13 protein-coding genes and 2 pseudogenes are annotated in these 18,486 nt (G+C 51.7%); 9 read left to right on the plus strand and 6 right to left on the minus strand.

The window, feature by feature from the left end; translation table 11 throughout:
- The first annotated feature begins 82 nt into the window (after positions 1-82).
- The 8 genes from ACZRMO_RS22495 to ACZRMO_RS22530 all read left to right on the plus strand — a co-directional run bounded on the left by ACZRMO_RS22495 (position 83) and on the right by ACZRMO_RS22530 (position 9,990).
- Positions 83-1,477, plus strand: coding sequence for an MFS transporter (locus tag ACZRMO_RS22495; protein WP_124525081.1), 1,395 nt, complete (start codon positions 83-85; stop codon positions 1,475-1,477).
- A gap of 9 nt (positions 1,478-1,486) precedes the next feature.
- Entirely contained in the window at positions 1,487-2,002 is a 516-nt protein-coding gene (locus ACZRMO_RS22500; RefSeq protein ID WP_003232445.1) for a single-stranded DNA-binding protein, read from the plus strand.
- Positions 2,003-2,144: 142 nt separating this feature from the next.
- Positions 2,145-3,359, plus strand: a complete 1,215-nt coding sequence (locus ACZRMO_RS22505) for a site-specific integrase (RefSeq protein WP_463974232.1) — start codon at positions 2,145-2,147, stop codon at positions 3,357-3,359.
- Positions 3,356-4,867 carry a site-specific integrase gene (locus ACZRMO_RS22510; RefSeq protein ID WP_371058219.1) on the plus strand — a complete coding sequence of 504 codons (1,512 nt, stop codon included), beginning with the start codon at positions 3,356-3,358 and terminating at the stop codon, positions 4,865-4,867. Before ACZRMO_RS22505 ends, ACZRMO_RS22510 begins: the two co-directional genes overlap by 4 nt.
- Complete coding sequence (locus ACZRMO_RS22515; RefSeq protein ID WP_463888374.1) at positions 4,864-6,864, plus strand: integrase; 2,001 nt, start codon at positions 4,864-4,866, stop codon at positions 6,862-6,864. Before ACZRMO_RS22510 ends, ACZRMO_RS22515 begins: the two co-directional genes overlap by 4 nt.
- Before the next feature lie 2 nt (positions 6,865-6,866).
- Positions 6,867-7,280 (plus strand): hypothetical protein, encoded by a 414-nt coding sequence (locus ACZRMO_RS22520; RefSeq protein WP_463888372.1) that lies wholly within the window; start codon positions 6,867-6,869, stop codon positions 7,278-7,280.
- Positions 7,280-7,732 carry a VPA1267 family protein gene (locus tag ACZRMO_RS22525; protein ID WP_463888369.1) on the plus strand — a complete coding sequence of 151 codons (453 nt, stop codon included), beginning with the start codon at positions 7,280-7,282 and terminating at the stop codon, positions 7,730-7,732. The genes ACZRMO_RS22520 and ACZRMO_RS22525 overlap by 1 nt, the downstream gene beginning before the upstream one ends.
- Positions 7,729-9,990 (plus strand): ATP-dependent DNA helicase, encoded by a 2,262-nt coding sequence (locus tag ACZRMO_RS22530; protein ID WP_463888366.1) that lies wholly within the window; start codon positions 7,729-7,731, stop codon positions 9,988-9,990. The genes ACZRMO_RS22525 and ACZRMO_RS22530 overlap by 4 nt, the downstream gene beginning before the upstream one ends.
- A 32-nt stretch (positions 9,991-10,022) precedes the next feature.
- Here the strand turns inward: ACZRMO_RS22530 and ACZRMO_RS22535 are convergent, their stop codons facing one another.
- Both ACZRMO_RS22535 and ACZRMO_RS22540 read right to left on the minus strand, forming a co-directional pair.
- Entirely contained in the window at positions 10,023-11,243 is a 1,221-nt protein-coding gene (locus ACZRMO_RS22535; RefSeq protein ID WP_463974233.1) for a hypothetical protein, read from the minus strand.
- Between the two features lie 231 nt (positions 11,244-11,474).
- Positions 11,475-12,158 (minus strand): annotated as a pseudogene (locus tag ACZRMO_RS22540) (transposase); the annotation flags it as partial.
- A 492-nt stretch (positions 12,159-12,650) separates the two neighbouring features.
- Here ACZRMO_RS22540 and ACZRMO_RS22545 point away from each other — a divergent pair.
- Positions 12,651-12,839, plus strand: coding sequence for an AbrB/MazE/SpoVT family DNA-binding domain-containing protein (locus tag ACZRMO_RS22545; protein WP_235992777.1), 189 nt, complete (start codon positions 12,651-12,653; stop codon positions 12,837-12,839).
- Between the two features lie 324 nt (positions 12,840-13,163).
- Here the strand turns inward: ACZRMO_RS22545 and ACZRMO_RS22550 are convergent, their stop codons facing one another.
- The 4 genes and pseudogenes from ACZRMO_RS22550 to ACZRMO_RS22565 all read right to left on the minus strand — a co-directional run bounded on the left by ACZRMO_RS22550 (position 13,164) and on the right by ACZRMO_RS22565 (position 18,284).
- The gene (locus ACZRMO_RS22550; RefSeq protein WP_463888362.1) at positions 13,164-14,543 is read right to left on the minus strand and encodes an ApeA N-terminal domain 1-containing protein; all 1,380 of its coding nucleotides are present in this window, start codon (positions 14,541-14,543) and stop codon (positions 13,164-13,166) included.
- A gap of 498 nt (positions 14,544-15,041) precedes the next feature.
- On the minus strand, positions 15,042-17,096 hold the full coding sequence (locus ACZRMO_RS22555; protein WP_463974234.1) for a hypothetical protein: 2,055 nt from the start codon (positions 17,094-17,096) through the stop codon (positions 15,042-15,044).
- Between the two features lie 346 nt (positions 17,097-17,442).
- A pseudogene (locus ACZRMO_RS22560) lies at positions 17,443-17,640 on the minus strand (transposase domain-containing protein); the annotation flags it as partial.
- Between the two features lie 131 nt (positions 17,641-17,771).
- Positions 17,772-18,284 carry a hypothetical protein gene (locus ACZRMO_RS22565; protein ID WP_463888357.1) on the minus strand — a complete coding sequence of 171 codons (513 nt, stop codon included), beginning with the start codon at positions 18,282-18,284 and terminating at the stop codon, positions 17,772-17,774.
- Between the last annotated feature and the right edge of the window lie 202 nt (positions 18,285-18,486).

Below are 18,486 nucleotides of genomic sequence, written 5' to 3' on the forward strand. Positions count from 1 at the left end.
AAGCTGCGCGGCAAAGCGCCGCATATACCCTCTCAATCGATGGGACTGGTAGAATCGCCGCCGGTTCACACGAGGTTTTTCCATGCACGATCCCCACAGCGAACGCATGAGTAGCGGCGAGACCCGAGCAGCAAGCGGTCTGGCCCTGGTGTTCGCCTTCCGTATGCTTGGCATGTTCATGGTGTTGCCGGTACTGGCGACCTATGGGATGGATCTCGCAGGCGCGACCCCCGCCCTGATCGGCCTGGCGATTGGCGCCTATGGCCTGACCCAGGCGATTTTCCAGATTCCATTCGGGATCATTTCCGACCGCATTGGCCGCCGCCCGGTGATTTACCTGGGGCTGATCGTGTTCGCCCTCGGCAGTGTGCTTGCGGCTCAGTCGGATTCGATCTGGGGCGTGATTGCCGGCCGTGTCCTACAGGGCGCCGGGGCGATTTCTGCCGCCGTCATGGCACTGCTGTCGGATTTGACCCGCGAACAACACCGCACCAAGGCCATGGCCATGATCGGCATGACCATCGGCCTGTCGTTTGCCGTGGCCATGGTGGTCGGCCCCTTGCTGACCCGTGCCTTCGGCCTGCATGGCCTGTTCCTCGCCACGGGCGGCATGGCGCTGTTTGGCATCGTGATCGTGGCCTTCATGGTGCCGCGCTCCACCGGCACGTTGCAGCACCGCGAGTCGGGCGTTGCGCGCAAGGCGTTGTTGCCGACGCTCAAGCACCCCGACCTGCTGCGCCTGGATTTAGGTATCTTCGTATTACACGCGATGCTGATGTGCAGCTTCGTCGCCTTGCCCCTGGCGTTGGTGGAAAAAGCCGGCCTGCCCAAGGAGCAGCACTGGTGGGTCTATCTCACTGCGCTGTTGATTTCGTTCTTCGCCATGATCCCGTTCATTATCTATGGCGAGAAAAAACGCAAAATGAAACGAGTTCTGCTGGGCGCCGTCGCGACGCTGATGCTCACTGAGCTATTCTTCTGGCAGTTCGGCGACAGCCTGCGAGCGCTGGTGATCGGCACGGTGGTGTTCTTCACCGCGTTCAACCTGCTGGAAGCCTCGTTGCCGTCGTTGATCAGTAAAGTTTCACCGGCCGGTGGCAAGGGCACGGCGATGGGAGTGTATTCCACCAGCCAGTTCCTCGGCTCCGCACTGGGCGGCATCATGGGCGGCTGGATGTTCCAGCATGGCGGTTTGTCGGTTGTGTTCCTCGGTTGCGCCGGGCTGGCTGCACTTTGGCTAGTCTTTGCTGTTACCATGCGCGAACCTCCATACGTCACAAGCCTGCGCCTGCCGTTGTCGCCCGAAGCAATTCGTGAAGCCGGCCTGGTAGAGCGCCTAAAGGCCGTTGTTGGGGTAACAGATGCGGTAGTGATCGCCGAAGAAGCCGCCATCTACATCAAATTGGACACCGAATTATTGGATCGCGCGACGCTTGAGCAACTGGTCAACCCAGTGCCGACAGCGCGCCCAGCCTAGGAGAACGTTATGGCCCGTGGGGTTAACAAAGTCATATTGGTCGGTACATGCGGCCAGGATCCCGAAGTTCGCTACTTGCCTAACGGTAACGCCGTGACCAACCTGAGTCTGGCGACCAGCGAACAGTGGACCGACAAGCAAACCGGCCAGAAGGTCGAGAAAACCGAATGGCACCGTGTGTCGATGTTCGGCAAGGTGGCAGAGATCGCCGGTGAGTACCTGCGCAAAGGTTCGCAGGTCTACATCGAAGGCAAGCTGCAAACCCGCGAGTGGGAAAAAGACGGTATCAAGCGTTACACCACCGAAATCGTGGTCGACATGCAAGGCACCATGCAACTGCTGGGCGGCCGTCCACAGGGCGACCAACAGGGCCAGGGCGGCATGTCCAACTCGGCACCGCGTCCACAGCAGTCGCGTCCGCAGCCAAGCCAGCAGCCTCAGCGTGAGTCGCGCCCAGCGCCACAACAGGCCGCTCCGCAACCGGCCCCGGATTTCGACAGCTTTGATGACGATATCCCGTTCTAGCGGTCACCTTAGACTTTTTTGTAAAGTTTCGGCTTGAAGCCCCCGTAAATCGGGGGCTTCTTCGTTTTTAAGAGTGTAAAATTATTTTGACCAGTTTTGATATGTATGCCACCATGTAAAAATGTAAAGAATTGGATGCTTTATGATCATTAGGATGCGTAGGCTCACATGTGCTGACGGTGAGAGGCTTGTAGTGTTGGTGGGGGACGATGGGGTTCCACTGTTTTACCCGACTCTCTACGTAACCGCCCACCTGCGAGGTGGTTCCCTGGCGGTCAACACAAACGTTAACGCGCTGACGGCAATAAAATCTTTGTACGCGTGGCAGGAGTATTTCGGGATCGACCTAGAGGCGCGTTTTAAGAAAAACCTCCTTTTGGAAGCCCATGAAATACACTCGTTACGTGATTTTCTTCAAAAGCCTCTTCGTGAATCTGCTGCCCGAAAGGTAGTGTCAATAAAGCAGCCGAAAGTTGTTTGTAACGAAGTCCAATATGCACGTATGAGCGTTATTGCTATATACCTTGAGTTTCTCGCCGGGAAACTTCAACGCGCTACGGATCTCAGCGGTGCGGCGGCTACGGCAATGGCAGCACAGATCAGAGCGAATCGGCCTCAAAATTCTGGATGGTTGGATACGGATCGCGAAGATAAGCATCTAGACGATGAGATGCTGGACAGTCTCGAAATGATTTTGAAGCCTGGATCTGAGTCTAATCCTGTCGGGTCCTATCCTGTCCAAGTACGAAATGCACTGTTGTTCTCTATATTGCGCACCACTGGATTTAGACGTGGCGAAGTCCTTAATCTGAAGATTGAGGATATCGATTTTGCTTCGAAGGTCATCAAAGTGGTACGGCGGGCGGACTCCAAAGGTGATGTAAGAGCGAACCAGCCCACTGCTAAAACCTTCGGCAGACCATACCCGGTTCTTCCCGAGTTGATCCAACGCATCTATGAGTATGTGACCGAGTATCGGAATAAAATCCCCGCAGCCCGACGGCACGGCTATCTGTTTGTGGTTCATAAAGAAGGACCAAACCTAGGACGTCCTCTTTCGAACTCAGCCTTTGGCAAAGTCTTTGATCAGATAAAGCACGCAGCAGCAGGCCATGCTGGCGTGCATGCTCATTCTCTACGCCATCACTGGAACTATACTTTTTCTAAGAATTCCGACGAACGTGAAGTTTCGTCTGCGGAAGAGGAGCGTACTCGCTCATTTTTGATGGGATGGATGTCCACTTCGGGAACCGCAGCGACCTACAACAGGCGACGTATCAAAGAAAAAGCCGGAGTGGCAACACTTGAGATTCAGGCAAAACACCTCAAAAATATGCACAAGGACAATAAAGAGTGAACCAGCTCGCGGCTGCTATCCATCAGACAGTTGCCTATACATCCCGTGAAGGCTATACATTTCATATTGATGACGACCGATGGATATTAAGCAAAGACATCACTATTCCGCTCTTCGCCATGGAGGGACTGCTCCCCGAGACGCTGTGGATGTCTTTCCGGCTGGTTTTGGCACTTTATGCTAAAAAATACGCCCCCTCGCATACGAAAAATATGTTTGAACGGTGCAAGCATTATCTTGAGGCTACCCCGTCTCTAGAGCCATTCAGCCCAGAGTCGTTGCTCTCATACCGCTCGCAGCTAGATTCCAAAAATGAATGGTATCTGGGCAATCTGAGAGGTTTCATCCGCCAGTGGCATGCCTTGGGATATACCGGGGTGCCAGAGAAGTCCCTGTGGCTGCTTGATAAATGGACATTGAAGGGAAACGAAAAGGGCTTTGCGGTGCAATCGATGTGCCCAGATTCCGGCCCGTTTACCGATATTGAAATGGCGGGAATGCTTGATAGTTTGACTGCTGGTTTTTCTGATGGGCTATTTTCGCTGGAAGAAACTTGCTACGCCATGACGCTGGCAATGACAGGACGACGACCAGGACAGATCACGGCGCTGAAGCTTAAAGATCTTCAGTTCGTGGCAGGGAAATACTTCATAAACTTTCCTCAGGCTAAGCAACGTGGCCAGGGCTGGAGGGTGGGTTTCAAACGCTACGGCATCGTGGAAGATCTTTGGCTGCTATTGCAGGAGCAATCTGCGATGGTCCAGCGCCTCTTTGCGAAACACCTTTATGACTCCGTGCCTGAGGAATTGATCGGTGAGCTGCCTCTCTTTCCTCGCATAAGTGAACTAAATAGAAGTGAAAACCTTCGCGAGCAGTTGGACTGCGATCGTTTGCATGCCCCGAATGCAAACGTTACAGCCGCGATGACCCAAGTGGCTAAAAAGATCGATGTGCTTAGCGAACGGACGGGCCTACCGATCTGGATCAATCCGACCCGGTTCCGCTACACGCTGGGCACCAATCTTGGGCGTGAAGGACATGGAGAGTTTGTCATCGCTGAAGCCCTCGGTCACAGCGACACGCAAAACACTGGTGTCTACGTACGAAACAGCCCGGAAATCGTTGAGCGCCTCAATAAAGCGGTAGCTCTTCAATTGGCACCTATCGCCCAGGCTTTCCAAGGTGTGTTAGTTAAATCAGAGCGTGACGCATCAAGGGGTAGTGACCGGGCCAGCCGCATATCGAATGGCGAGGTGAACCTTGGTAGTTGCGGGAGCTATGGTTTCTGTTCAGCCAGTGCACCCATCGCGTGTTACACGTGCTCATTCTTCCAGCCGTGGCTTGACGGTCCACATGAGTCATTTCTCGACACCCTCATTGAAGATCGTGACCTGGTAATGGAACAGACCGGTGACATCAAAATCGCATCCGTGAATGATCGTCTTATTTTGGCTGTTGGCGATGTTGTAGATCGTTGCCGAAAAATCAACAGCAGGGATGCAGCATGAGCAATGTTTTGTTATTCACCCCTAAGCACGAGCTGGATTGTAAAAGAAATTTAGCTGATTTCATCGAGCTGGCACGTGATCGGTTAACGGTGTTTGGTGCGGACCTTGATTGGTATAGTAACACTTGGCCTAAAGTCGGGAACTTTACGATTCAAGGTGCGCCTGCAAGAGGCTTTGCTGAGGATCAAATTCTTGACGCTAAATTTATTCCTTTTGCTAAAGCCTACGTAAGATATTCCTGTGGATTTCACGGCAAGAAGCTAAAGAACGAATTCAAGGCATTGCGGTGTATTGAACAGGCTCTCATCATGGTTAAGGGTGTGGCGGATATTACATTAACTGACATCGAGGTTCTTGACGCCTCCGCCGAGGTCGCAAAGAACTATCGCTCCACCGCTTATCAAGCAGGTTTGGCGCTGGTTCAGCTGGTAGTCTTCCTGAACGAAAACCGTTTGGTCGCCACTAAGCTCACTTGGAGGAACCCGATAAAGAAAGATAAAGATCAAAATCGAACTGATGCGGAGGGCAAAAAAAAGCGCGAAGAAAAAATGCCCGAAGATCACTGGCTAGATAGTATGGCCGAGATGTTTGCCAATAAACTTGAGGCGCCCAGGGACGTTTTCACTACTTCGATATTCGGGTTGCTCATGAGCGCCCCTTCGAGAGTTTCGGAAATCCAACAGCTGCCACTGAATTGCTTTCACCGAGAAAAGGACAGAAACGGTGTAATGCGCCGAGGTCTTCGCTTTTATGGGGGAAAAGGGTATGCGTCAGACATCAAATATATGCCCACTATTTTTGAAGACACTGCCGTAGAGGCTGCTCGACGTCTTACAGAGCTGACAAAGCCAGGCCGGGAACTAGCGAAATGGTATCAGGATCATCCGAACGAATTCTACCGACATGCAAACTGCCCAAATGTCAGCGAGGACCATCCGCTTACGGCCTCCCAGGCATGTGAAGCCGTAGGTATTTCTAGTCATGGCGGACTTCCTGGTCTCCGTGCTTATTTCCAGAACTATCCGAAAATTCTCGATATTTTGAATCGAGGATCAGCACTGACCCTACGCGATCTGAATGATTTTTGTCGTAGCCAGTTGCCTGATGGCTTTCCATGGAAGCATAAAGAGCTAGGCATCAAGTGGTCGAAATCGCTCACATGCTTTCGAAAGCATGAATTTCACATTGAATGGGATGCTAGTCCAATTTTGCTTTGGACTCCTGGCAAGAGCACGTTTACAACTGATTTGAACTTCATCCCCGGTCAGGAAAACAGTATTTGGAAACGGCACGGTTATCGAAATTTGGATGGGACAGAAATCTCAATGACTTCTCACCAAGTACGCCACTTCCTAAACACAGTCGCTCAGCGGGGAAAACTTGGCGAGCTAGACATTGCGCGGTGGTCCGGGAGAGCTGATATTCGTCAGAACGCCACATATAACCATATGACCGAGTCTGAACTTGTGGATGGTGCGCGTGAGATTGTGGGGGCTGGCCTGCTGGAAAGGGTGAAGGCAAATGCCCCGGTGACTCTCGCGGACTTGGAAGCCGTTGGAGATGGTATTGCTCATGTCACTATCTACGGTTTTTGTGTGCACGACTTTTCAATGGTCCCGTGCCAAAAGCACCGCGACTGCCTGAACTGTACCGAGCAGGTTTGCGTAAAGGGCGATGACGAAAAGCTCGTGCGATTAAAAAATGTCCGGGACCGTACCCAGGTACAGCTCGATAAGGCCGCCGCAGCCTCCGGGGATGGGGTCTATGGCGCTGACCGATGGACACAGCACCAGCTTGCCACGCTAGAGCGTGTGGATCAGTTGATAATGATCCTTGAGTCGCCCGATACGCCCAACGGCGCGGTAATCCGGTTGAGTAACGATCAAGAACACAGCGTCCTCAAGAGAGAAATCGCAGCGCGATCTGAGAAATTAATCAATGTCGTCTCGGATGAGTTCGATATGGGCGATCTGCGCAAAATGCTAGGGCAATTCTAATCATGGCAAAGCATCTCACCCCTAAAGATGTCTCGGTGATTTTAGGATTGATCGACGGCTGGGAAGGAAAATTACAGTGGGAGGATCTATGCGATGGCGTTTTGCGTGTTATCGGTACTCGCCCAACCAGACAAACGTTGAGTGCGCATGAGCGAATCAAGGCTGCCTATAACCAAAAAAAGCTTGGACTGAAGGCGGGAGTCACGCCCACCAAGCGACCGGCGAGCTTGGACTTGGCTTCACAGCGCATCAGGTCGCTCGAAAGTGAAAACGCTAGGCTCAAAGATGAAAATTCTCGGCTGATCGAGCGTTTCGTCAAGTGGCAATACAATGCTTACAAGCATGGGATGAATCAAGAAAAGCTTGATGCTTCCATGCCGGTCGTTGATCGCGAATCTTCTGAGAAGAGACGTTAATGGCCTCCGGACAGAAAGTCGCAGAGGAAAACTACGCTGCTTTTATCGCTTGGTCGTCGAATAAGACCGATGATGATTGGCGCGAGTATGTTCATCGAGGAAAACTCAAACGCTCGGAGATCGCGGCGGAGTGCGGTTTCGGGAAGAGTGCACTGGCTCAGAATCCAGCTGTTCGCAGCGCATTGGAGGCCCTGGAGGAAGATCTTCGAAGTAGAAACGTCCTGCCTCCTTTAGTCGAGGTCTCGACATCGGGAGCGCAAAAGCAAACGCAAACGCAGCCGCCCCTTAGGGATAGCGGGAGCAGCCAGCGTAGGGTCGACGGCCAGAGGCTCAACCGTCTCGAACAAGAAAATGCCGCTCTTCGTGCTGAGCTACGAGAAGCTAAAGCAGCACTAGAGAAATATGGTTTGTTTGCGCGGTTTCTTGATGAAAATGGGCGGATGCCAAGATGACTCCTCTCATACCCACCATCGTTACCGCCACGATCAGAATCACCCGTATTAGGGCCGTGAATAAGCGAGGATGCATCGCTTTCGGTCACCGAGTGGATGTAAAAGAGGCGGTCAATGACCGTTCTTCTGCGATTGTCCTCACGGTTCCATCCACGATTGCCGGTTCCAAAGACGTGGTCGTAGGCGGTATATACGAGGCCTATGGCGAAGCCCAGACTCTGCGTCGTGAGCATGGCGGTTTCGTCATTATGGAGACGAACATTGTCGTTCATGACCTCAAGCTGATCAGGCCGAGCGGAAGCCAGGTCATCCAATGGATGTCAGACAATGTCACCGGTATCCGTGAAGTAAAGGCGACTAAGCTCTGGGATGTTTTCGGTGAAGGTTTGTACGACGTATTAGACCAATCTAATCATGATTCAGTGATTGGTATTATTCCCTCGGAGGTTGTCCGGTGCTGCCTTTTTTCCAAATGGTCTGAAAATGGCGACGCGAGTACGCTTCGCTTCGTGCAGGAAAAAAACATCCCGCTTGATTTGGCTCGAAAAATAATAAGGTTTCATAAGACCGGCACTATCTCCGCTCTAACTGAAGATCCTTATAGGCTTTTGAGCTTTGCCGCCGATTGGCAAGATGTTGACCGTATCGCACTTCAACAGTTTGGCATGACGGCGGACGACCCGAGGCGTACCCGTGCTGCCTTAGAGGAGGCGCTCTACCGGATTTCCGAGAAGGGGCATACCTGCGCCACCCTGGCAGACCTTCAGAAGATAGTAGCGGTCCTTATCAGACCTCATAAGTCTCCAAATTCTGCGTTGTCACGGGCTCTACTCAGCGGCAAAGAGATCGGGCAGTTTGTCGTGAGGCAGGACGCATCGGGCGAAGTAATGCTTCACGCGCCAGGTACGTGGATCATGGAGCGGGAATGTGCAGAGTTCATTCGGTCGTTGCTTCAAACGACATCATCTCATCAACAGCTTTTTCCTACAGACATTGATGATGTTCTTCGCAGGTTTGAGAGCGAAGAACGTGATCGGCTAGGCCGCGACGATTTCTCGCTGAACGATGCTCAGCGGAAGGCCGTCAGAACCTCGTTCGCGCACCGTTTCAGCATTATTACTGGTGGCGCGGGCGTGGGGAAAACAACGGTGCTGAAAGCTCTCTACAGAGCGCTCGATACCTTGGGGCGGCCAAGATTTCAGATGGCACTTTCAGGTCGAGCTACCGCGCGCATGATTGAGGCGACGTCCGAAAGTGCAACTACGATAGCTGGCTTTCTGAGCAGCGTTTCAGCAAAAGAAATTGGGATGCACCCCATAGTTGTTATTGATGAAGCTTCAATGCTGGATCTTGTGACATTTTATCGGCTTGCCCGAAAGCTGCCGCCTGATACCCACCTTATTCTTGTTGGTGATCCATATCAGTTACCTCCAATCGGAGCAGGGCTGGTTTTGCATGTCTTGTGTGGTCATTCGGAGATCGCTCAGACTCAACTGACTGAGGTAAAGCGGCAGTCAAAGGCATCCGAAATTCCATCAGCAGCGCAGGCAATTCGAGAGGGGCGGTGGCCAGACTTCACTTCGAATGAGGCCGGTGAGGTCATTCTTCTCCCTACTTCTGACGCTGAAATCATACCCACGGTACTTCGTCTCTACGAGCAAAAGCGGGAAGGCACGCAAATTCTTTGTGCTACACGGTCATGTAGGTTTGCTGGGGTCGACGCCCTCAACAGGACTTGTCACGTCCGCTACGCTAGTCATGGTCGGCCTCTATTGGCCTTCAGTGCAGAGTCGGGGCAGATTGAGTCCACCGGATTCTGTGTCGGGGATCTGCTGTTATATACCGCAAACGATTGGCAGCGAGATCTTCAAAATGGTTGCCTTGGCCAGCTAACCGAAGTCTACGACGACGTCGTTCAAGTCAACATTGGGACTGTCGATCATCCCATTATGCGGGGTGCGCTAGGGTGTGCGGTTTACGAAGGTATCCATCACTACGTTTTGGAAAGTGATTTAGACGCTATGCAGCACGCTTACGCGATTACGGTCCACAAGAGTCAAGGCTCGCAATTTCAGCGCGTTATCATTCCTGTGCGCCAGTCACGCATACTGGACCGAACCTTCGTGTATACAGCCTTAACACGCGCTCAAGTCCAGGTAATTCTGGTTGGTGATGTGACTGCGCTGAAGCAAGCTATTGCATTGCCCCCTAAAGCATTTTCGCGGCAAGTCGCTTTGGACTCGATGTTGTCCGGTTGAGCGGCTAATCCATGCTCGATTGTGCGTGATGTTTACGTCCAGTTTTTGAGCCGGGCTATGAGTTTTTCATCTGTGATTTTTAGGGGTGTGACGTTGCGATGTTGGGTGGGTGCCATTCGGCTGCCCGCTCTTTCGGCGTTGGCCCTGGCTGCGAGCAGCTCATCCGAACTGGAGATGAATACCAGTAATGTCCCGTTCCAATTACCAATTCCCTCTAGCTCGATATCCACAGAAATAGGTAAGCGATGATCGGTGAGTTCGAATGAGGGGATTTCGACGCGATTGATTCGATTAACGCAGGCCATGGGCGTCGTGGCGTCGGAGCCATGAAGTGGCTTTGATGGGATGGACGAAAGGCGGATCATTTCCATGGTGACAAGACCTGCGAACCATGGCGAACCTAGATAGCGCCAGTAGAGGTCAGATACATCACTACCTTGATCAAGATCGGCGAACCACGTCCCGCATGCCATGCCCAATGTGGCCTGACAAATCGGGATTATAGCTTCAAGCCCTTCAAGCCTTTTCAATGTGTCTGCGCACAGTGTTTTGATTTTGCTAGCATCCCTACGTGGCACTTCAGCTTCAAGGATGAAGTGAACCTCGTACCCTTGATTGGTTCGCTCAATACTCGGTGCTTCAGCCAACAGTCCTCCATAACCAAGCTCATTCAGGAGCACGTAACGACGTTCTCTGGGCCATTTCCTAAAGTCTTGGGTCAAAGACCACAGATCCCGGATAGTCCCCTGTAAAAAATGGGAAATTCTGACCCGTATTCCTCCTGCGTCGGATCGTATGACTGAGCCCAAGGCTATTAGGAACGGGCCAACAGCAATTATGTTCTCTGCATCGGCGCCACCATTTCTGTGGATGCGCCTGGATGCCTCGTGCTGCTTCTTGAGGTCCAAGAGGGCTTTAACCGAAAAGCGCTGTTCATCTCGATCAATGAGAATACTGCACGTTCCGCACAACCAAATCCCGTTATCGATGTGCGAACGCTCTGAAGGCGTCAGACTGGGGTCGTAGCGGCGCGCACCACGACCAGCCGAAGCGGCAGAAATGTGTGCGGCAATTCCGATCATCGTCACCGCGTCAGAAGCCTCATCGCTCGGTCCAACCGTCGAGCATTTGCAGTTGGAGCAGAAATAGCTCGCACGCAACGCCAAGTCACTCTTGGTGCGGCTCGTGAAATCGTCGCGAGTGTTTGACATATTCGGCTGCTCGGAAGAGAGATTGGGTAGCGATGCATCCATCCGCATAAGCGGGAGGCTAGGCGAGATCGTCCTGGATTTTGGCCAAGTGTTTCGTTGACCTAGATCCAAGCATATCAGGCCGCTGAGCAAGATGTTGAGTGCGAAATATCTGCTCGTTGCCCATGAATTTCAGAATAAGACTTTAACCGGAGCACCGGCAATTTCCCCGACAAAGGTTGTTGCTCTGCCTATTGCAATAGAGGCGCTGCCTGCATTGGGCCAAGGATAGTGATAACGGTGCAACGTCAGGCCTTTTTCAACGTTGGTATAGCGCCAGATCAGTGTTTCTCCAGCCGGGCAAATGTATTCGTTTTTTGCCGCGTCATAGATGAATGCATCGTTATTAAAGCGCCCGTCTGCCTTGGCTCCAGAGGTCATCGGCTTGGGCACATAGGCAGTGATGCCTGCATCGTGACAAGCCAGGATTTCTTCGCTTTTGAAGTAACCTCGGTCAGCCACTACCGGCAGCGTTTCTGACGCCATCGCCTCGCGGGCCTGCTTGGCCATCGAGCTGAGTTGATCGCGGTTGGAACCGACGTTGGTCACCTCATGCGCAACGATCAAATGGTGCTGGGTATCGACCGCTGTCTGCACGTTGTAACCGACGATGCCCGTGCCGCGAGTCATCATGGAGCGGGCGTCTGGATCGGTCAGTGAGACCTGTTTATCCGACTATTCGTTGAGCTGAGTTTCAATGACCCGTAACTCTTTCATCTGAGCTTTGAGCTTGTTGATTTTCTCTTGCAGACGAGTAGCCTTGGGCTGAGCAATCGAGGGTTCTTGCCGATCGGCTTCGTCGAGCGCAGTCAGGTACCGATTGATACTCGATTCAATTTCTTCCATCCGCCGCTTCAGCTTGGCGCTGGTGAAATTGCGGTCGCGGTTGTTGACGGCCTTGAATTTACTGCCGTCTAGCCGGGTCTTCACGTACTCTGACGTAAGCACGATATGCTATTGAATTTGGATTTGAAGGGCTTACCCATGGATCTAATTTCAGCGCACCAACTTTGTAAAAATCACCGAGCCCAAATTGAAGCAAGTGATCGTTGTGGCTGTTTTTACTGCTTAAGTGTGTTTTCGTCCGCAAAAATCACAGAGTGGGTCGATCTGGATACCACCGCTTTGTGTCCGAAGTGTGGGATTGACTCGGTCATCGGCTCAGCATCCAGCGCGCCGGTTAACCCAGAGTTTCTTTCGAAAATGAACGAGCACTGGTTTTAGACGATCCCATCATTCGATGGTTTCCGGTCTGTCGGGCATCTACACAGAACGTGGTTTGACCCAGCGCCTTACGATGCTGCTGATCGAATACTTTTTTACACACTCTGGGCCAGAAGCTGTCCGTTGTGCGTGCATCTGCGTAGGATATCGGTTCACTGTATAGGACAAAAGTGGGCCAAGCGTACGATGAACGAGTCATTTCGGACGATTGTAAAATGCCAAGATCCTGGCGATGGCAGCGGGGACATCATCATAGATCTTCCTCCTAATGTCCTTACAGCACTGAACCTCGGTCTTGGTGACTTGCTTAATATCGAATTGGTTGGTGGTGTGATAGTGCTAAAGCCGATCCGCGATGCCGACACGGAATCTTAAGGCCGCTCTCGGCCGAGGCTGTGTAAAAACGTTTTCGAACGCGACAGGTACTCAAAACCGGACTAAAAATTGCGCATCTGAGCGAAATCCACATCTGCTGACGTGCCGATAAATTTCAGATTTAACGTAGACGCGCACACTTCAATTTTGACGAAGCGTTTTTACACACTCTGTGCCGAAAGCGGCTGCCCGTGAGCGGCAGCTATCGAGCGATATGCTGGTCATAAGCGGCAGCCCAGCAGCTCCTACATCACTGTATCGAACGGTCATAGCCAACTGGCTTTGACGCTTGACGAAGATGAAAACCTAGAAGCGGATTACCATCTAACCTCCGTTTTGCTCAATGTAATTGGCATTGCGTAGCAGCCGCTGTAGGGGGGCAGAGCGAGCTAGGTCTATAGCTTCCTCCTCCGTTAATCCAAGACGGATTAACAAGCATAGAGCGAACAAAACTCGTAAGCGGAAAGTTAATGAGATAAGTGCTCCGCCTTTTAGCGCCTTAGCTGCACCCTGTGGATCGTAGTGGGCATGGTAGTTTCGGGTTCTCACAGTACCCTGGACAATTAAATTTATGGGCGTCTCTCCACCAAACACGCCTGCAAAGCGGTCGATCAGTTGGTGTAGCCTTTCAGCCAAGGTTATTTCGTTGCCGAAGTTGAGCTTCTGCTGTAACCATTGGCGGTCCTTTTCGGGGCATCCTTCAATGATTGCGGCAACTTTGGCTTTGTATTCGTCTTTCGGCCATCTTCCGGACTCAGACGTCCGGCGGTGGAATGCTTCGAGCGCCTGCGCCATGGCAATGAATTTGGTGTCTAGATAGGCAAGGCTTTCATCCTGGACGGAAAAATAATGGTGAAGAGCTGGCATTAAATTTTCGTATTCGTTCAACCAAGTCGACAGTAGATCTCCGAAACGGAGCGCAATACTGGAGTATCCAAGTAACATATCCCTCGAACCTAGCGACTGTTTAGCCGAATTGTTCAGGCTTTGAAAATAAAGCTCCACCCATTTATGCACGTCGCTAATTTCAGGGTCATCTATCTCCGCCTTCAAAGAATGAATCGCTACCGGACGGCCAATTGCAAAGGAGAAGAATCGAGTAATACGATGCGAAAGCTTTTGGTAAAACTCGAAAAGTTGAGGTTCGGTGGGGGTTATCTGAATGAATGCCTGCTGATAGAGTTCCAAGGTCGGATACCTAATAGCGCCAGGCAGCTTTACCTCGATGTCGATCTCTAGCGTGGTGTCATCTGGTAACGTGCACTGTACTGGCTCAGGTCGTTTCATTGTCACGGTCCAGTCTTCAAAGCTTTGGCCGATTCCGACTTTGAATGCAGATCTACCTAGCCATTCGCTGAGGCCATCTATGCAAAATCTGAGGGATGTGAACTTGGCCGGCTCTGGTAGCCCCAACCCGACAAAAACCAATCGTGCTGTGATGAGCGACTTCCCGGTCATGCCAGCGAGCGAGAGATTCATCGTCCGATATTCGCAACCTTCCAGTGTCACATAGCCGCCTTCGACCTGACCGATCAGCCGCCCTATCATCATCTCATCGTGTGAGGTGAAAGCAGGCTCGTCCGCAGTTATCTCTAGTTCAATCCGACCACCGTCTGAGATGGTAAGCGTGCCTGGGTAACGTTTTTCGGGGGATTGCGGAAGGAAGAAAAACCCGTTTTTGGCTATCGTGGTGGCGACGTGCATGCTCAAGTTCCATTTGTCAGGGTGATAGCACTGTGCATCTCTAGCTACCCTCTGTCTAGCCAGGCCAGAATTGTTTCTTCCCTAATAGAAGTGCTACAACGTCTGCTTTGGAAGGCATCTATGAGGGTCGATTACTGCCCGTCACGACAGGCGGAAATCGGCCAAAAGCGACTATTAGTCTAAACATACTGTACAGTCCATCAGGAGATCACTAGCCGTGGAATTCAAAGCACATGTGAATCCTGGCGATAAGGGTGATCGCGTCCGCTAAAAAATAGGCGGACAACATCGCCCTTAATGCTGGAGTTCGGTAGGTGGGTTCACCAGGCGCTTAAGAGGCTTTGGTGCTCCGGACGCCTAGAGACTTTTCACTCCCAGCCTCCGATCATGTCGCATTTCGAGAGCTGACTTTCCGGGGGGGGCACATGGCTGGGGTGAGATGGTTTTTGAGCCGGATACTGGTGGAGCCAGAGCGTGCTAGCATCCACCATTCTTGGCTCACTTGACGTGAGGAGCGTCTTGTTTCGCCTGCTGCATTGCAGTTTCATCTACCTCCAATATGCGAGAGAAAAAAATCGTACTCTCGGACATCGGCCTTGGGAAAATTTGATAATTTAAGTGGTCGATGATGAACTTCAATTGGGGTGGCAAAGCCAGATAGTCAAGCAACTCTTGAGCGGTGGGACGCTCGCCTGACCACAGTCGATGAATGACCTTCCTGATCATTTTCTTGCCATTTTTTTGATGAGATTCGGAGATGGTACTTTCGGTCAAGAATTTGCTGAGCGCCGAGTAATCGGAAATGTGAACACCGTCAATCGGCGCCCTAGAGTAGGGGAGCGAGTTCAAAATCATCGGCACCAGAGTGAGGTCTTCAAGCTTTTTGCCGAACAGTGACTCTACAACCTCTGGACGTGCTCGCAAACCTTGCTCCAATCGCTTCACCTGCTTGACGGTGTCGGTGATGAATTTGCTGTATCGCAGGGCCGGGACTGCATGATTTCCTGATAACAGATTGTTTTTGCACTCAACCAAAAACAATTTGTCATCCATCATAAACAGCGCATCGTACTCATACTGAGCACCGTCGAGGTTGAATTTAGCGGGTTTGCATGGGTAGCCTAGATTCTGGAGGAACGACACAACCTTGTCCTCAAAGCCTTTGCCTTTCTTGTCTACTTGAGTTTGAAGTGAGCCCAGCCTAGAGAACAGGACGTTGGGTACATTGCAGCTGACAAGGATTTCGGCCAGAAGAGAGTATTTGTCATCCTGCGATCGAATCAGTGGTGAGTCATACAGGTCACGGCTGTCAGTGCCAAAGGTCAGGTGGTCAGTCAAAGTGGCAACGACTGATTGGGGAATCCGGTAATCAACCAGACCTTGTTCCAGCTCTGCTTTATCAAAGGTGACCAGACTGGAACCCGATGTTTTTTCCTTGGCTTTGGCCATGAGTTTCAACGCGCAGTACCCACGTACCCACTCACGCAAAGTAAGGCCATGATGGCGATCTTGGTCAGAGAAAACATCGAACGACAGTATCTCCGACAGCGTCGTTAGAGTGACGCCCTCATCCTCGGATACGAAAGGTGCCCCCGAAAGATCCGGTACTTTCGCCCCCTTGGCCATGACAGCCTTTCGCAGGGTTTTACCTTGCAGAAGGTTATGAGAGTTTTGGACAGCCCAGGAATGCTGGCGCCGGTTTGCCAAGAAATCATACACCTCATCTTCGGAAGGCGTGCGGTGAAAGAAAATGGGGTCTGGAAACTTTTTATAAAAGGCCTCATCCAGCTTGGTACGCGGGATGCCCAAGGTTTTCATATCACCGATTTGTCCCGCAAAGAAAAGTGTCCTATTGCCGATGTCCTCCAAGGCATTCCAAGACACCGCAAAAAGCTGGATGCTTCCCGCTTTATACTGATGCTCATCGGTGGTCTGCACTTTCGTCGGGGCAGCGAGCTTGCCATTGATCAACAGTTTGTGCTCAAAGGCCATCATTTTCAGGGTCAAGCTGAGCGTAGTGGCAGCGTTTGAGTAGGCCGCATCAACATTAACCTCCATACCCTCTGGCGTCTTGACCATGATCGCTTCGGGCATAACAAAGGGCAGTCCGGCTCGGGCCTTGGCCTCCAAAGCTCCCATCGCTTTTTTGCTCAGAGCGTTCAGCTCTTTAAGCTCCCCAACTGCGCGTTCGATGTGGCTCCAGAACTGGATATCCGCCGGATAACTGGAGATGTCACAGAGAGGTAGATTCGCGCGTATCTGGTCGAAGCACTGCTCGATGATCTGTATTTTTTCGTTGAGGTCTTGAGCGTACGATTGTGCTTCAGGGTGCCGATCCATGGCAGTGTCGCTCAGAAGCGAGGAATAGAACTGGTTTCGCTTCTTGCGATCCGCCCGCATCTGGAAGCCACCTGGCTGTGTCATCTTGCTAGCGAAGACTGCTGTGACGTCATCTGAATCGAGGTTTTTCAGCGCTTCGGTCGCTCTTTTGAGATCAAGCTTGTCTAGTGCATCTTTGAATTGTTTACGAGGATTGTCTTGTTCGGCACTCATGGGTCTTCCTTAACTGCTTATCATACTGGGCACGGCACAACCACTGTAAAAGCCCGTTCCACCTGGTGTTTCCGATATATCTACACACCGGGTACGTGCAGTGGCATATAGCCCTTAGGCTGAAATCATTGTTCTGGCGTGTCTTGGTGAAGCAGCATGCGCCACTTAGGTTTATGCTTCGCTCAATGTCCCCAGAGAGTACCCGGGCGCGGAACTGGAGCACAGCAGCAACTCAGTCGTTTCCCTGCACATGTTCATATCTGCGACCTTTTGCGTCCCAGCGTTGCTGCAAACAGTCGTCACGATCACGTTACCGTAAGCGCACGGGGAATAGACCTTGCGCAGGTCAGTCAGCCATCCACTGATACGGCAGCAACTGCTCGATCTCGCTGGCCTTCTGCGTCGGCAACCACATCAGCACATCCTTGAGATCCGCGTACGGATCATGCCCATTCATGCGTGCCGACTGGATCAGGCTCATGATCGCCGCTGCCCGTTTACCGCTGCGCAGCGATGCAGCGAAGAGCCAGTTGGAACGGCCAAGGACTAAAAGGCGTGATTATCTTGTGGTTGGTATTGACTATTCCGAGCAGCAACTAACTACTCAGGAGTCGATCTGGTGTGTAGCAATGTGCATTTTTTGCACATTGCTAATTTAAGAATTTTCTATCTCACCTACCCGTAAGTCGGGGGTTCAGAGTAAGGTTCGATGTTGTAATCGACAAGTAAGTCACGTAGTGCTCCAGACAATCTCGGCTCGCGATACATTTCTAAATCGCTGTAGCTCACCGCTACTGCCAACTTCAATTGTTCGGGGGATAGACTCCTAGGGTCGAACGGCCAAATCTGGACTCGTGATATAGAACTGTCATTTGGCATAAAATTTTCGGCATTCCGATAACGACCTTTAATAAGATTCCATTCTGTTAGTGATATCCCATATGTCTTTTGGGGAAGGTCGGCCAGCATAGTTCTGCTGTCCAAATAGCTATCGCCCACCTTCAAAAAGGAACTGTCAGGAAAGTCTCGCAGATAGACATCGAAAAGCCTGGGTGAGGATACGCAGGCTTTGAGAATATACAGCGGCACTGCGTTCTGCTTGGAAAGCTTCTCGTCCTCTAGAAAGATTCTGACCAAAGAAATAACCTCTGGATGATTAGCCATTACGATGTTGATCTGCTTTTCCATGATTAACCCTTGTAAGACGAATGACAGCTTCTTAGTCAATCGATCAAGTCAGGAACGGGCGAAGAGGTGTGAGCATCGCACCGTACCCGCTGCCAGCCGTCTGTGTAGATTAATCGAGCGCTACACCCGCAAATTTCACAGACATTAGCGGAGTGCTGCGCTGCAAATCTGATCCATTCATGGGCGACCCGTGAGCGACCGG

Source organism: Pseudomonas sp. B611, from assembly GCF_055407965.1.